The following is a 15958-nucleotide window of genomic DNA, read 5'->3' as shown; positions in this document are numbered from 1 at the left end:
GCCTAATTTTTCAGTTTTACATCACCAAAGACTGACGTCACGGTAATCTTTGTCCCCCCGCCGGTGCCGATTTTGCCCTGGTAATGCTTCATTTTGTCGGGACGGCCGTCTTTATCGGGCTGCATCGAGAAATTTACATTTTCGGTCGGGTAACTGAACTTCCCATACGTCACGCTTACATTGAACTGGTTGGCCTCTGCCGGCAGCACTATTGAAGAGTATTGCGCCTGGATGTCGACATTCTGCGCCGAATTCGTCAGTTCGTCGATTTTGAAGTTGCCCGAATAATTGAGCTTGATTTTGCCGGTACCGCGGATCGTCCCGATTTTAGCGCCGGAATAATCGATCAATGCATCCAGATTGACGACATCGCCGATACTCAGCTCGCCGAACTTGTTGCTCAGCATCACCTTCTTTGCAAGGTCAACCTTCACGTTGGAGTACTGGCAGTCCAGCTTTCCTCCGTGCATTTTACCGATCCTGGCACTGCCGAACTGCACGTCGATCACATTATCCGGGTTTTCGAGCAATGTAGCCATAAAATTCCCGTGTTTGGAGTCGACCGTGAGCGGTGCATAGAACGAGGGGATGTCGGTATTGCCGAACTTGTTGCGCACCGTAAGGGCATTCTCTTTTGGCATGTAAATCGTGTAATCGATCTGGATAAAGTTCTTGTCGCCCTTGTTCTTATTCCAGCCATTGTTGCCGAATTGGCTGCGATCGATGCGGGTGGTGATACTGATGACGTTTTTCATCCGCTTTTCATCGATATTCACCGAACTGAGGTATTCTGCAGCACGGCTGTCGGAAGGGGCATTGGCGGTTACTACAATTTCGACCTTAATTTCTTCTTTGGCCCACAGATTCACTTTCACAAGGCCAAATTGGTTATCTACTTCAAGCGCATCACTCTTTTTGACGTCGAACACTTTCACAATATTCCTTCGTTTCTCTACCAGTCCGTTCTGTTCTGAATCGTCGGGATCGAGGGTTGCGCTGGCTACCTGCGGAAGTGTGGCGATCACACTAAATAACAGGAGCGTCGCTATTTTCTTTATTGTTGTCATTTTTTACTTTGTTAATGCGTTGCAAAATTTCCAGTTGTTGGTTCAGCAGATCCACCTGTAATTGCAGATTCTGAACCATTGCTTCAAGCAGTGCTTCCTGGTTAGGGGCGTTCGACAAGTTGGAACGGAGGTTTTTATAGCTCGATTCCAGACTTTCCAAATCAGCGGAGAAATCTTTGTACAGCTCCGGATTGTTCCGGGCCAATTTGATGATCTCCTCCCTTTTTTGGTCTATTGCAACATTGTATTGATTGAATTCGCGGGCATATGCGGGTACTTTCAGGGCCACGCGCGGATCACGGGTAATGCCGTATTCGTTATTGAGGTAAACCAGAAACCCGATTCCAAGCGCCAGGAACACCCCTGCGGCAATGCGCCAGTCGAAATAGGGGTTACTCAGTCGCCTGATTTTTTTTTTCGATTTCTCGGGTACTATCGGAATCTCGTTATGTAACTGGCTCTCAATCTGGCTCCATAAAGAATCCTGCGGTAAGAAAGTATCAAATCCATCCCTGTTATCACGCACAAACCGCTCCAATCGATCCTTTTTATCAGAAGAATTTTTCATAGATTAATTAACTTGTCAAGTGTAAATAATAGTCTCAAATCCGTAAGAGTTTAAGTAAGTATCGTAATTCCTGTTTTGCGCAATCTTCAATGTTAGTCAGAGGTTGTCACTTGTTGTCAGGTATTGTCGTTTATTGTTTCTCTCTGCTCCTGGCTACACTTGACTATTCCTGACCACACACTTGACTACTTCTTGACTACACCTGACCGTTTCGTTACCGTACCAGTATCTCGGTCAATTTGCGCTTCGCCCGCATATATTGTGTCCGGGAGGTCGTTTCACTGATCCCGAGCACTTCGCCGATTTCTTCGTGGTCGTAGCCTTCGAACAAATACAGGCTTAGTACCACCCGGTAACCATCCGGCAATTTCTGTACCGCATTACGAACCCTTTCTATTTCGAGCGTCGTGTCGCTCTCATCCAGTCCGAAAGAATCCTCATTCCGGTCGCTCTGCTCTAATGTTTCGTGGAATTCGTCGATTTCCACCCATTTAACCTTCCTGCTCCGCATGTGGTTGATGGCCTTATTGACCACGATTTGCTTCAACCACGCCCCGAAAGTAGACTGCTGCCTGAACTGGTGGAGGTTCGTGAATGCATCCACGAAAGCCTCCTGCAAAGCGTCCTCAGCCTCTCCCAAATGGTTCAGTATCCGCATGCAGATGTTGAACATGGCTTTCGAGTAATGTTTATAAAGCTCGTACTGCGCTTTGCGCTCTCCGAGTTTACAACGCTCTACCAGTTCGACGTGCCGGTCGGGGTAAATTTGTGTTTTCAAGCAGAAGGTTTATATTTTGAACGTTCTGAATCAAAGACAAGCGATTCTTCGGCATGTTGCATTCATTTTAAAAATTTTTTCAAAATGGTGCATACCGAACAAAGGGACATACCGTGTTGTTCTAAGAAAAAGGCGGGATTATCTTTGTGCTGCCTTGATGCAATCTACCGATTTTAGTACATGAAAACGTTCAATATCCCCGATTTTTACCGGAGCCGCATTATCACGCCGATTAAGGAGTTCCGCCGTAAGAACGACAAGCTGAAAAGGGATTATTCGCCCACGGTCCTCGACTTCGGACCGGTCCAATTCCTCATCGCCCGGCATTTCGGTTTTTGCTACGGGGTGGAGAATGCGATCGATATTGCCTATAAGGCCATTGCTGAAAATCCGGGTAAGCGCATCTTCCTTTTAAGTGAAATGATCCACAATCCGGACGTGAACCGTGATCTGGTAGAGCGCGGCGTCCGGTTCATCATGGATACCAAGGGCAATCAGCTCATTGGCTGGGAAGAATTGACAACCGAAGACATTGTGATCGTTCCCGCGTTCGGGACAACCGTTGAAAACCAGCAAAAACTCTCGGAGCTGGGCGTGAATGCGTACGTATACGATACCACCTGCCCGTTTGTGGAAAAAGTCTGGAACCGTGCCGCCCAAATCGGAGAGAAGGACTACACGATTGTCGTGCATGGAAAGCCCAATCACGAGGAAACCCGCGCTACGTTCTCTCATAGCAAGGAAAATGCGCCGACTGTGGTAGTCGAGAATATGAAACAGGCGCAGATCCTGGCGGAATATATGACGGGGGCCAGACCTGGATCGCAGTTTTTTGAGGATTTCAAAAATCAGTATTCCGAAGGCTTCGATCCGGGAAAAGACTTGCAGCGCATTGGTGTTGTGAACCAGACTACTATGCTCGCTTCCGACACACAGGGCATAGCCGATTACCTCAAAAATGTGATGATCCGGCATTATGGCCTGCGTCCCGAGCAGGTCGAAGATCGTTTTGCCAATACACGCGATACATTATGCTATGCGACGAACGATAATCAGGATGCTACCTACGCTTTGCTGACTCACGAGGCGGATCTGGTGATAGTCGCGGGAGGTTACAACAGCTCAAATACCTCGCATTTGGTCGAATTATGCGAGCAGAAGTTCCCCACCTATTTTATTGAATCGGTTAATAAAATTCTTGACCGGCAGCTGATCCGCCATTTCGATCTGCATAAAAAGGAAGAAACGGTCACTGAAAACTACATTCCGGATAAAACTCCCGTACGTATCATGCTCACGTGCGGTGCATCCTGCCCGGACGCAGTGGTGGAAGGGATTCTCGTACGGCTGCTTTCGTTTTTCGAAGAGGCAAAACCGATCGAAGAAGTGATGAAGGTTTTCTGACGGTAGTTTGCCGCTAAATCTGACAGAGGCACCGTTGAATCATTTGAAAGAGGTTATTTAAAGCGAATTAACTTATAAAGTCTAATTTAGGCGGATGGTTTTTGATCCTAAAAATCGTCCGTTTTTTATATCTTCTTTCCTATGAAAAAGACAGCCATCCTGTGTTCTTTTTGCCTCCTTTTTTTTGTCTGGTTTTTTAGCAGCTGCTCTTCTTTCAATGAAATCCGCGTCGCGGGTACCAACTTCACGGAGGAGGTGGGGCAATCGCAGAACCTGGTGTTTACCTTCAACAAGGACCTCGTTTCGACGGCCGAGCTCAATAGCTGGGATTCTACACAATATGTGACTTTCGAGCCTGCGGTTCGTGGGAAATTCAAATGGACTGCACCCAACGAGCTTGTCTTTTCGCCTGTTGCAGGGTTCGGAGCTGCTACGTCCTACAAGGCGCAACTGACGGATCTGGTCTCGGAAAAGACGGATAAGGACAAAAAGTATAATATCTCCAAAGATCCTATCGCGTTCCACACACCTTATTTGCAGCTGGTTGAAACCGAGAGCTGGTGGACACTGTCGCAGGAAACAGGCAGGCAGGAAGCGCGGCTGAGATTGCATTTCAACTATCCGGTCAATTCGCAGAATGTGGCTGAAAAATTGAAAGTATTATCCGAGAACCGCACGTTAGATTACCGCATACTGCCTTCGCAGGAGGAATCATCGGTGACGCTGGCGTTAGCGAATGCGGGCAAGGTGGATAACAATGAGATTCCCGTCAATATCGCAATTGATAAGGGCGTAAAAGTCCAAAATACTTCATACAGCAGCCAGGAGGCACTTTCGAAAACGGTCAGCATTCCTTCTCCCCTGCATTTGGAAGTGGTGGATATTAAAACCGGCTTTGAAAACAATGCGGGTTACGCGAGGATCATCACAACCCAGGAACTCGATAAGGAAAGCATAGCGAAAAGCTTTACGGTAAATCCTGAGGCGACGGTTGAAACAGAACCAACCGAGAATGGCTTTATCCTGCGTGGAAGCTTTAATGAAACTGAAACCTATGTGTTGCAACTGAACCAGTCGCTGAAAGGCATTCTTGGTCAGACTTTGGAGGAGGAAACTTCCCGAGACCTGTTTTTTGGCAAAATGCCCGCTGCAATCTCGTTTGCCAATAAAAAGGGGCTGTATTTGTCGTCCAAAAGTTCGCGAAATATCGGTGTGAACATTGTTAATGTGCCCAAAGTGCAGGTGCGTATTTCGAAGCTGTACGCTAACAATATCCTGCATTATATCCACAACAACCGCTGGAACGACTATGCCTACGTGGGTGACGACTGGCAACCGACCGGCAACTTCAATTATAGCGACGACCGAGAAAGCCAGTTGAGCGATGTGATCGTAAACAAGATGGTAGAGACCCAAAATCTATCCAAAAACAAGGGTGTATCTGCATTGAACATTGCATTGCCCGACGATAATAAACGGCAAGGCGTATACCTCGTAGCGGTGAATTCGGAAGAAGAGGCATACCTCGGCGCCACCAAGCTGGTATCCATTTCCGATATCGGCCTGATAGCGAAGCAGGGCAAGGACGAACTCTGGGTTTTTGCCAATTCCATTAAAACCAATGAGCCGATCAAAGACCTCGAATTGACGCTCGTGAGCTCGAATAACCAGACTGTACACACATTGAAAACAGACGGCGAGGGTATCGCGCACGTCGATAAACTAAGCGAGAAAGCGCCTGGTTTTAAGATCGCGATGATCACGGCCAGTTCGGAAGATGATTTCAATTATCTGCTGCTCGAAGATACGCAGGTACTTACATCGCGGTTCGACGTGGAGGGGGTACGGGATAATGCATCGGGTTATCAGGTATTTATTTATGGGCAACGGGACATTTACCGCCCGGGCGAGACGATGCATTTCAACACGGTGCTTCGTACGCAGGATTGGAAGACAGCCGCGAAAGTGCCATTGAAACTGCGTTTGTTAACCCCGAACGGACGTGAATTCAGAATATGGCGCAAAACCACGAACGAACAAGGTGCCGTAGAATCCGAAATTCCGCTGGATGCCGGCGTGCTGACAGGAACTTATATCCTGGAAGTTTATAATGCCAATGAGGTCCTGCTGGGCTCGCAGGCAGTGAGCGTAGAGGAATTCATGCCCGACCGCATCAAAGTCGATCTCAGCGGCGCAGCCAAAGATTATGTTTCGGGCCAGAAGATTTCGCTCACGGCAACGGCGGTGAATTTGTTTGGTCCTCCCGCCAGCAACCGCACGTACGAAATGGATTTCCAGTTGCAGCGAAAGGGATTTTCTACCAAAGGCTTTCCGGATTACACATTTGATATTCCTGCCGAAACGACTTTTGAGCGCGACAGCCGCCAGGGCACTACCAACGAACAAGGTCAAGCGAATGAACAATTTACGTTACTCTCTGGCTTGCAGGATATCGGCGTGCTGGAAGGTAAGATTTACGTTACCGTTTTCGATGAAAATGGCAGGCCGGTCAACAGGTTACAGCGCTTTGACGTGTACACCCAGCCGGTATTTTACGGTATTCGCCTGCCCGATGCGTACGTGGGTACCAATGCGCCTGTACCCGTTGACATTGTGGGTGTTAGTAAAAATGGCGCGTTGCAGAATGGTGCAACTGCCAGCATCGAGGTAGTGCGATTGGAATATCAGACGGTTGTGGAGAAAAAATATGACCGTTTGCAATACACATCCCGCAAACACGAAAAGCTGGTATACTCCAGCAAACTGACACTTTCGGGTGGAAAAGGTACATTCCGCTATGTACCAACGGTTTCGGGCGAATATGAGGTTCGGGTGCGGCGCCCGGGTGCCGCCCATTATACACTGGCCAATTTCTATGCTTACGGCTACGGTTATACCCAATATTCGTCGTTCGAAGTGAGCAATGAGGGCAGGGTGCTGATGGAAACCGACAAAGACCGGTACAAAACCGGTGAATCGGCAAAGGTGTTGTTCAAAACGCCGTTCGATGGCAGGTTACTCGTAACCGTCGAGCGCAATAATGTCCTCGAACAGCATATTCTTACGACCGAGAAAAAGGCGGCCGAACTGACATTTAAAATTAAGGAAGAGCATTTGCCCAACGTTTTCATAACCGGAACGCTAATCCGGCCGCTCGATTCGTCGGACATGCCTTTGACGGTGGCGCATGGTTTCCAGCCGGTTATAGTCGAGGATCCGGATCGCAAGTTGCCGGTTGCCATTACTGCGGTGGAAAAGTCGAGATCGAAAATGAAGCAGCAGATCCGGATCAAAACCGAACCCAATGCAGAGCTAACACTTGCCGTGGTGGACGAGGGTATTTTGCAGATCAAGAATACAAAAACGCCGGATATTCACGGGCATTTTTACCAGAAACGTGCATTGGAAGTTTCCAGTCATGATTTGTACGCCCAGCTCTTTCCGGAACTGACGATTTCAGGAACGTCCAGCTCTGGCGGCGATGGTTATGACCTGGAAAGACGCATTAACCCGCTGAGCAACGGTCGTACGGAACTGGTATCGTTTTGGAGCGGCCAACTCAAAGCCAATGGCAGTGGCGAAGCAATTTTCGACGTCAATATCCCTCAATTCAGCGGAGATTTGCGCATTATGGCCGTGGCCTACAAGGATAATGCATTCGGCTCGGCAACGAAAAATATGAAAGTGGCCGATCCGATCGTGATCAGTGCCGGTTTGCCGCGCTTCCTGAGCCCGGGTGATGAGCTGGTGTTGCCGGTTAATATTAGTAACACCGAAGCGAAATCGACTACCGCGACGGTTTCTGTGCAGCTTTCCGGCCCGCTGGCCGCTGGTGCTGCGCCAGTTACGCAGAACATCACAATTCCCGCTGGTAAAGAAAGCCGTGCGGTCTTCGCAGTGAAAGCCGCGACCGCCATCGGTATCGGTAAGGTGGTTGTGAAAGTGAATGCATTTAAAGAAACATTTATCAATCAGACTGAAATTACGGTCCGTCCTGCATCGCCGCTGTTGAAAACAAGCGCATCAGGCCTGATTGCCGGCGATAAGCAAGGCCAGATTGACCTGAGATCGTCGTTCATTCCTGCGACCAGTAGCAGCCAGGTTGTTTTGAGCCGCTCGCCGCTCGTGCAAGGAGGTGGAAAGGCATTAGCTGCTTTGCTCGGCTATCCTTATGGCTGTCTGGAACAAACGGTTTCAAAAGCATTCCCGCAGATCTACTTCGCCGACCTTACCAAGGCCATGGCAGCGCCGGTTTACACGGTCAAAAGCGGAGAAAGCGATTTCAGCCCGATGACGAATGTGCAGCAAGCGATCCGCAAAGTAGAATCCCAGCAGCTTTTCAACGGTGGAATGGGCATGTGGCCCGGCGCCACGCAGGAAGATTGGTGGGCGACTGCCTATGCCGTCCATTTCCTCGAAGAAGCACGCAGGGCCGGCTTTGAGGTAAATACGAAGACGCTCAGCCGCGCTGTGGAATATCTGACTGCCCAAAGTGGTACCACTGCTAACCGGGAAGTTGTGACAGCGAGCACCAACAATGGATTAGCTTACGAGGGCCAGCCTGCTGGTACGCAAACGAGAAAGACCGTAGCGCGCCGCGAAGCCATTTATTCCTTGTATGTACTGGCTCTGAATGGCCATCCAAACCGGGCCTCGATGAATTATTACAAACAAAACCCGCACCTGCTCACGCTGGATTCAAAATACCTGCTGGCGGGTGCATTTCAGCTCAGCGGCGATGCACGGAGTTTCAATGCAATGCTGCCGAGGAAGTATGAAACTGAAAACACGGGACAATATTCCGATAACAGCTATTCTTCGCCGCTTCGAAACATGTCGCTTGTCCTGAATACGTTGATTGAATCGGATCCTTCCAATGCGCAGATCCCGGTGTTGGGCCGGCAACTTTCGCAGGCTATTCAATCGGCCGCTTACCTGAATACACAGGAGGCCTCGTTTGCGGTGCTGGCTTTAGGTAAACTGGCTAAGAAGACTTCCAATTCGACGGTGACTGCATCGGTTTCAGTAAATGGAAAGTCGCTCGGCCAGTTTTCGGGTAAGGAACTCAAGATTTCAAAAGGCATTATTAACCAGAAATTGCTCGTGAAAACGCAGGGTAAAGGTGATTTGTACTGGTTCGCTCAGACGGATGGTATGTCTACCACGGGCAGTTATGTGGAAGAAGACCAGGGACTCAGCATTCGTCGCCAGTTCCTCACCCGCAACGGAGCCCCGGCGCAAGCCTTCAAGCAAAATGATTTGATTGTCGTCAAACTGACGTTGTCGAGTACCAACGGACTACCTGTTGAAAACGTGGTAGTTACCGACCTGCTTCCGTCAGGTTTTGAAATTGAAAACCCGCGCATTACCGAGCCGCGGGATATGCCGTGGATCACCAAAGCGGCCGTGCCGGAATTTTATGACATCCGCGACGACCGCATCCATTTCTTCACGACGGCCGATGCCCAGGAAAAAACCTTCTATTATCAGGTAAGGATTGTGTCCAAAGGCACATTCACCGTTGGTCCCGCCGCCGCGGACGCCATGTACCAGGGGGCATACCGCAGCTATTCCGGCGGCGGAAAGATTACAGTTGAATAAGGCTACATTGAAAAGCTGCGCAGAATTAATCCACCGATGATGGCTCCCGCAATGGGGGCCGCAACGGGGATCCAGCCGTAGCCCCAATCGGAACTGCCTTTGTTCGGGATTGGCAATATGGCGTGCGCGATACGGGGGCCAAGGTCGCGAACAGGGTTGATCGCATAGCCGGTAGAGCCTCCAAGCGACAAACCAATGCTCCAAACCAGCATACCGACCAGGTAGGGTGCCACACCGGAAGGTATACCTCCTTTTTCAGGATCCGAAGTGCCTGCGTAGCCGATGGCAACAATGCCGACGATCAGCATAATGGTCGCGATAAATTCGCTTAGAAAATTAGCGCCTGTGCTTCTGATGGCCGGATCGGTTGAAAAACAGGCCAGTTTCGCCCCGCCGTCTTCGGTGGCTTTCCAATGCGGCAGATATTGCAGCCATACCAGCACGGCACCCAAAAATGCGCCGATCAATTGCGCGGGAATGAAGGTTGATATGAGGCTATAATCGTTTTGAAGTACCGCAAAACCTACCGTGACCGCCGGGTTAAGATGCGCCGCAGCGCTTCCAAATGCATTGGCAGTGAACACACCGAACATTACCGCAAACGCCCAGCCTGCCGTGATTACGATCCAGCCGCTGCTCTCGCCCTTCGTTTTTTTCAGTACGACGTTGGAGACTACGCCATTGCCTAACAAAATTAGAACCATAGTTCCGACTAATTCTCCAATAAAAGGTGAAGGCTGCATGTGTTTGTTATAATCAAGGTTAGTGAACGAATATGCGAATAGTTTTATAATTTCTGTTTCCAATCCCAAAAAGAATTTTTCGTTTCTGTTTTACCATTTTAGGACGGTGAATTCTGCTAACTTTGCCTGATAATCAATTTTTGTATTGAAAATCATGTCTTTAAATCAGCTTACGGCGATCTCTCCGGTTGATGGCCGTTATTACAAACAAGTATCTGAACTTTCGGCTTATTTCTCGGAATACGCCCTGATTTATTACCGGGTGTATGTTGAAATCGAATATTTCATCGCACTCTGCGAAATCCCTCTGCCACAGCTATCAGAATTTGACAAGAAAAAATATGCGTCGCTGCGAAAGATCTATGAAGATTTCAGCGAAGCCGATGCATTGCACATAAAGGACATCGAAAAGGTGACCAACCACGATGTGAAGGCTGTCGAATACTTTATCAAGGAGCAATTCGAGAAGCTGGGCATCGAATCTTACCAGGAATTTATCCACTTCGGCCTTACTTCGCAGGATATCAACAACACGGCAATCCCGTTGTCATTGAAAGACGCGATGGAGCGGCAGATCAAGCCATTGTTCCGTCAGGTGCTTTTTGTGTTGAAAAGAATGTCGATCGAGTGGAAGAATGTGCCGATGCTCGCATTCACGCACGGGCAGCCTGCGTCGCCTACACGCGTAGGTAAGGAGTTCCTGGTGTTCGTGGAGCGTCTGGAACGTCAGTTGGAAATGCTGGACAAGATCCCACATTCGGCGAAATTCGGTGGTGCTACCGGTAACTTCAACGCCCACCACGTGGCTTATCCGAAACAGGACTGGATGGCATTCGGCCACCATTTTGTGGAAGGGTTAGGTTTGAAAAGAAGCCGTCATACGACGCAGATCGAGCATTACGATAACCTCGCCGCTACTTTCGACTGCCTGAAACGACTCAATACGATCCTCACCGACCTTAACCGGGATATGTGGACGTACATTTCAATGGGTTATTTCAAACAGAAAATCAAAGCGGGCGAAATAGGCTCCTCGGCGATGCCGCATAAAGTGAACCCGATCGACTTCGAAAACTCCGAAGGTAACCTGGGGTTGGCGTCGGCATTGTTTGAGCACTTTGCCGCCAAATTACCTGTTTCTCGCCTCCAACGCGACCTTACCGACTCCACTGTGCTTCGTAACATCGGCGTTCCTATCGCACATTTGGCCATTGCCTTGAATTCACTTCTGAAAGGCCTGGGTAAAGTTGAATTGAACGGTGAGGTCTTAAAAGCGGAACTGGAAGAAAACTGGGCCGTAGTTTCAGAAGCAATCCAGACGATCCTGCGCCGCGAAAGCTATCCGAAGCCTTACGAGGCATTGAAAGAGCTGACGCGCACCAACGAAAAAATTACCCACGATTCGATTTCACGTTTCATCGAAACCCTGGACGTGTCGGAAAAAATACGGGAAGAACTTCGCGCATTGAGCCCATTCAACTATCTGGGCGTTGTTGAAGACACTTTTTAAGGGAAGTCAAACTCCCAGATCCTCTCTGATCTTCTCCTGCCACTCGCGCGGGAGAAGATCTATCAAACGAACCTCGCAGAGCGTTGCGATCCTGCAATAATGCTCCATTTCTACTTTTGTGGAGCCAGTCTCCCATTTGTGATAACCTACCTGGGAAATGCCGAGTAAATCGGACATTTGCTTCTGCGTAAGCGCATTACGCATGCGATAATCGATCAGCAGTTTTGAAATAATCATATGCTCGGTTTAAAGCGTGAAAGCTTTGAACCGGGGGGAGGTGTTGGCGGTAAGAGGGACGTGAGTGGTATTAATTTTGAATGACTGAATGATCGAATGACCGAATAAACGCCTATTCAATCATTCAGTCATTCAAAATTAGACTTACCCGCATTTCGACGAGCCGCAATCTTTGCAGGTCAGGCAGCCTTCCTGGTAAAGGAGGTTGGTAGAGCCGCAATTCTGGCATTTTTGCTTGGCGGCTTCGGTGCCGTCCGGGATATAACGTTTCAATGCACGGGCTACACCGGCTTTCCAGGTATTGATCGCCTCGTCGAGTTGGAGGCTGCTGATCAGGTCTACCACTTTTTCAATCGGCATTCCGTGGCGTAATGTGCTGGAAATCAGTTTGGCGTAATTCCAATATTCGGGGTTGAATTTATAGGACAACCCTTCGATCGTGGTTTTGTAACCGCGCGTATTTTTGTATTGAAAATCATAACGCGAGCTGCCATCGGTTTCGCGGTTTTTAATGATAAGGCCCTCATTAACCCAGCGAGGGATCAGGATTCCGTCCTCATCATCGGCAAAACCGGTGAAAATCTCATACGGGCGACCGTCGATCAGGCCGATGAATGCAATCCATTTGTCTTTTTTATTCTGAAAACGCACTACGTCGGCCTCGAGCGTTTGCGGGCGCTCGGTCGGGAAGGGCATCGGAATGCCTTCGCTAGGCTCTTCTTTTTTCTCCGTATTGGAAATCAATACGCCGGAACGAGAGCCGTCGCGGTAAACGGTAACACCTTTGCAGCCCGCTTTCCAGGCTTCCATGTAGCATTCACCTACCAACTCCTCGGTCACGTCATTGGGCATGTTGATCGTCACGCTGATCGAGTGATCGACCCATTGCTGGATCGCGCCCTGCATTTTCACCTTTTTGAGGTAATCCACATCGTTGGAAGTGGCTTTGTAATAGGGCGATTTTCTGACAAGTTCATCCAGGTCTTTCTGCGTATAATTTTTGGCGATGTCGAATCCATTTACCTCCATCCATTGCTTGAAACGATGGTGGAAAACCACATATTCTTCCCATGAATCGCCTACTTCGTCCACAAAGTCCACGCGAACGTCCTTATCGTTCGGATTGACTTTTCTTCTCCTCTTATAAACCGGAAGAAAAACCGGCTCGATTCCGGAGGTGGTTTGAGACATAAGACTGGTTGTTCCCGTTGGCGCGATCGTCAGCAATGCGATGTTCCGGCGGCCGTATTCCAGCATTTCGTAGTAGAGTTGTGCATCGGCCTCTTTCAGGCGGAGGATAAACGGGTTGTTTTTCTCTCTTTCCGAATCAAAAATCGCGAATGCGCCTCTCTCTTTGGCCGTATGAACAGATCCGCGGTATGCTTCCAGCGCGACGGTTTTGTGGATTTCCACTGCAAATGCATTTCCTTCGTCGCTTCCGTAACGCAAGCCCAATGCGGCGAGCATATCGCCTTCGGCAGTGATGCCAATGCCCGTCCGCCGGCCTTCTTTGGCTTTTGTCTGGATATTGAGCCAGAGGTTACGCTCCACGCGTTTTACTTCCGCGTCCTCGGGGTCCTGGTCGATTTTTTGCAGGATCGCATCGATCTTTTCCAGTTCGAGGTCGATGATGTCGTCCATCATGCGCTGAGCCGCCGCAATATGTTTTTTGAATAAATCCCAGTTGAATTTCGCCTTGCCGGTAAATGGGTTTTCAACGTATGAAAACAAGTTAATAGCCAGCAAACGACACGAATCGTAAGCACAAAGCGGTATTTCACCGCAAGGATTGGTCGAAATGGTCTCGTAACCCAGGTCGGCGTAGCAATCGGGGACAGATTCGCGGGTAATGGTATCCCAGAACAGGATACCCGGCTCGGCCGATTGCCATGCATTGTGCACAATCTTCTTCCAGAGCGCAGTGGCGTCGATGTCCTTAATATGCGACGGACTATCGCTTTTGATAGGATATTGCTGGCGATAAGAAGTGCCCGCATCGACAGCTTTCATAAATTCATCATCGATCCGTACCGAAACATTCGCGCCGGTAACCTTGCCCTGCTCCATTTTGGCATCGATGAAATCCTCTGAATCGGGGTGTTTGATCGCTACCGAGAGCATTAATGCACCCCTGCGACCGTCCTGCGCCACCTCACGGGTGGAATTGGAGAAGCGCTCCATGAACGGCACAATGCCGGTGGAAGTAAGCGCGGAGTTTTTTACGGGCGAGCCTTTCGGCCGGATATGCGACAGGTCGTGACCTACGCCCCCACGCCGTTTCATCAGCTGCACCTGTTCCTGGTCGATTTTCATAATGCCGCCATAGGAATCCGATGCGCCGTTATTGCCGATCACGAAGCAGTTGGAAAGAGACGCGATCTGATAGGGGTTGCCGATGCCCGTCATCGGGCTGCCTTGCGGAATAATGTATTTAAAATCCCTGATCAGGTCGAATATTTCCGTTTCGCTCATCGGATTCGGATAGCGCTGTTCGATGCGTGCTATTTCCGAGGCAATGCGGCGGTGCATATCGTCCGGAGTCGCTTCATAGATCGCTCCGAAAGAGTCTTTCAAGGCATATTTATTAACCCAAACCCTTGCGGCAAGGTCGTCGCCTTTGAAATACTCCAGTGAGGCCTGAAAGGCTTCGTCGGCAGTATAGGTTCTCTCTGATTGTGAAGATTTTATGGTTTCCATTAGCTGGTGTCTAGACTTTTTTGAAGAAGTTGAGGATATCAAAAATACATATTTTTGATTCTAAATGAAAAATTTATATGTAAAAAGTTTACAAATGTAGAAATATAAAATACTGTTTTTCAGTCAATTGTATTTTATTAATTTTTAAAAAGTTTGCAAATTTTGTTTTTAATGAAAAAGTAAATCTTTAAATTTATTACAAAAAAAACCGGCTCATTCGAGACCGGCAATTTTTAAATTACTATGGCGAAATTTAATCTTAAAGTCGTTTGGTATAAATGCTTTCCGGATCAATAAGGCAGTGAATGCTGTTCGATCAGCGCGGGCCATTCGGCGAGCTCGGGAATGCCGGGCTTGCGTTTCCCGAAGAACTGGTTGAACATGACGCCATCCTTGTCGATGAGCTCGATGCCCGTCACGATACCGTCCTCGGTCGGCTTCCTTACTACCCATGCCTCGTCGATCGCGTCCTCCCGCAAATGCAGGTTGAATTCGGGGTCCATGATATTCAGCCAGGGGCCCATTACAAATATCTTGCTGATAGGGCCGGTATGGATTTGAATGCAGTTTGGGTTGGAAACAAATACCATGATCGGCAACCCGGTCTCCGAAATCGCGTCGAAAAGCAGTTTCATGCTTTCGGGCTTAATGCGGTGTGCATAACCCTCGGGCGCATTGCGCAATGCCTGCTTTCTGGAAAGCTTGTATTTGCGCAGGAGCGTGAAGAAATCGTGGGTATCTTTTAATGCAAGCCATTCTTCCTGGAAAGCCGCTTTGTCGAGGCCTGCCGGTTCTTCCGGTTCGGCTATCTTTTCAATTTTCTTATTCACAAACAGGTTAACATCCTGATCGGCGGCGAGGTATTTGGTAACCAATGCGTCGTAGGCCCCTTTGTCGCTTTTCTCGGTCAGATAGATCTTATGAGCCGCCTCGCCGAAACTGTTGAAGAATTGAAGACTGAACCTGTCGTTTTCTGAAACCGCGAAACCGAATTTCCAGTCGCCCAGGAACAGCCGGAGGTCGATATCCTCGCCGAGTACCAGCCCGACGTGGTTATTGAAAGATATTTTCTCATAAACGCCTTTGCGCTCGTGTACCACGTGGTCGTTACGCGTAAGCGCCATCACGTGCCCAAGCGAGCCGACTTCTTTGATCAGCTCCCTGAAATCGCCGTCGAGGAGCTGCACATTTTCCCCCAGGCCGGTAGCAAGGAGCTCGGCTTCCGACGTGTCGAGCGCTTTGGCGGCGTCGCGGATGCGCGTTTTGGGGTTGGCCAGCTTGTATTCAGCCCAGCGTTCTTTCAATTCAGTTCTTTCGGGTGAAAGGGTTGCCTTCATATCTTGCAGGTATTTT

General features: G+C 49.1%; 10 protein-coding genes. 3 read left to right on the top strand and 7 right to left on the bottom strand.

What is annotated here, in order from left to right; genetic code table 11:
- Window positions 1-2: 2 nt before the first annotated feature.
- The 3 genes from AAHB90_RS18715 to AAHB90_RS18705 form a co-directional block, all read right to left on the bottom strand.
- Window positions 3-1067: a hypothetical protein gene (locus AAHB90_RS18715; RefSeq protein ID WP_342086728.1), complete on the bottom strand. Its 1065-nt coding sequence runs from the start codon at window positions 1065-1067 to the stop codon at window positions 3-5.
- Window positions 1027-1635: a hypothetical protein gene (locus AAHB90_RS18710; RefSeq protein ID WP_342086727.1), complete on the bottom strand. Its 609-nt coding sequence runs from the start codon at window positions 1633-1635 to the stop codon at window positions 1027-1029. Before AAHB90_RS18710 ends, AAHB90_RS18715 begins: the two co-directional genes overlap by 41 nt.
- A gap of 214 nt (window positions 1636-1849) precedes the next feature.
- Window positions 1850-2413 carry an RNA polymerase sigma factor gene (locus tag AAHB90_RS18705; RefSeq protein WP_342086726.1) on the bottom strand — a complete coding sequence of 188 codons (564 nt, stop codon included), beginning with the start codon at window positions 2411-2413 and terminating at the stop codon, window positions 1850-1852.
- Window positions 2414-2593: 180 nt separating this feature from the next.
- Between AAHB90_RS18705 and AAHB90_RS18700 the strand changes: the two genes are divergently transcribed.
- Entirely contained in the window at window positions 2594-3817 is a 1224-nt protein-coding gene (locus AAHB90_RS18700) for a 4-hydroxy-3-methylbut-2-enyl diphosphate reductase (protein ID WP_342086725.1), read from the top strand.
- 141 nt (window positions 3818-3958) lie between these two features.
- Window positions 3959-9418, top strand: a complete 5460-nt coding sequence (locus AAHB90_RS18695; RefSeq protein ID WP_342086724.1) for an alpha-2-macroglobulin family protein — start codon at window positions 3959-3961, stop codon at window positions 9416-9418.
- Between the two features lie 2 nt (window positions 9419-9420).
- On the opposite strand, the gene AAHB90_RS18690 is transcribed toward AAHB90_RS18695, so the two are convergent.
- The gene (locus tag AAHB90_RS18690; protein WP_342086723.1) at window positions 9421-10161 is read right to left on the bottom strand and encodes an MIP/aquaporin family protein; all 741 of its coding nucleotides are present in this window, start codon (window positions 10159-10161) and stop codon (window positions 9421-9423) included.
- Window positions 10162-10315: 154 nt separating this feature from the next.
- Here AAHB90_RS18690 and purB point away from each other — a divergent pair, with 154 nt between their 5' ends.
- The gene (gene purB / locus AAHB90_RS18685; RefSeq protein ID WP_342086722.1) at window positions 10316-11671 is read left to right on the top strand and encodes an adenylosuccinate lyase; all 1356 of its coding nucleotides are present in this window, start codon (window positions 10316-10318) and stop codon (window positions 11669-11671) included.
- Window positions 11672-11677: 6 nt separating this feature from the next.
- On the opposite strand, the gene AAHB90_RS18680 is transcribed toward purB, so the two are convergent.
- From AAHB90_RS18680 to AAHB90_RS18670, 3 genes are all read right to left on the bottom strand, one after another.
- Window positions 11678-11908 carry a helix-turn-helix transcriptional regulator gene (locus tag AAHB90_RS18680; protein ID WP_342086721.1) on the bottom strand — a complete coding sequence of 77 codons (231 nt, stop codon included), beginning with the start codon at window positions 11906-11908 and terminating at the stop codon, window positions 11678-11680.
- Window positions 11909-12052: 144 nt separating this feature from the next.
- Window positions 12053-14605: an adenosylcobalamin-dependent ribonucleoside-diphosphate reductase gene (locus AAHB90_RS18675; RefSeq protein WP_342086720.1), complete on the bottom strand. Its 2553-nt coding sequence runs from the start codon at window positions 14603-14605 to the stop codon at window positions 12053-12055.
- A gap of 290 nt (window positions 14606-14895) precedes the next feature.
- Entirely contained in the window at window positions 14896-15942 is a 1047-nt protein-coding gene (locus tag AAHB90_RS18670; RefSeq protein WP_342086719.1) for a hemin-degrading factor, read from the bottom strand.
- Between the last annotated feature and the right edge of the window lie 16 nt (window positions 15943-15958).

The sequence above is a fragment of the Dyadobacter sp. OTU695 genome (assembly GCF_038440355.1).
Taxonomy (GTDB): domain Bacteria; phylum Bacteroidota; class Bacteroidia; order Cytophagales; family Spirosomataceae; genus Dyadobacter.
This window is presented reverse-complemented; position numbering and strand designations above follow the sequence as displayed.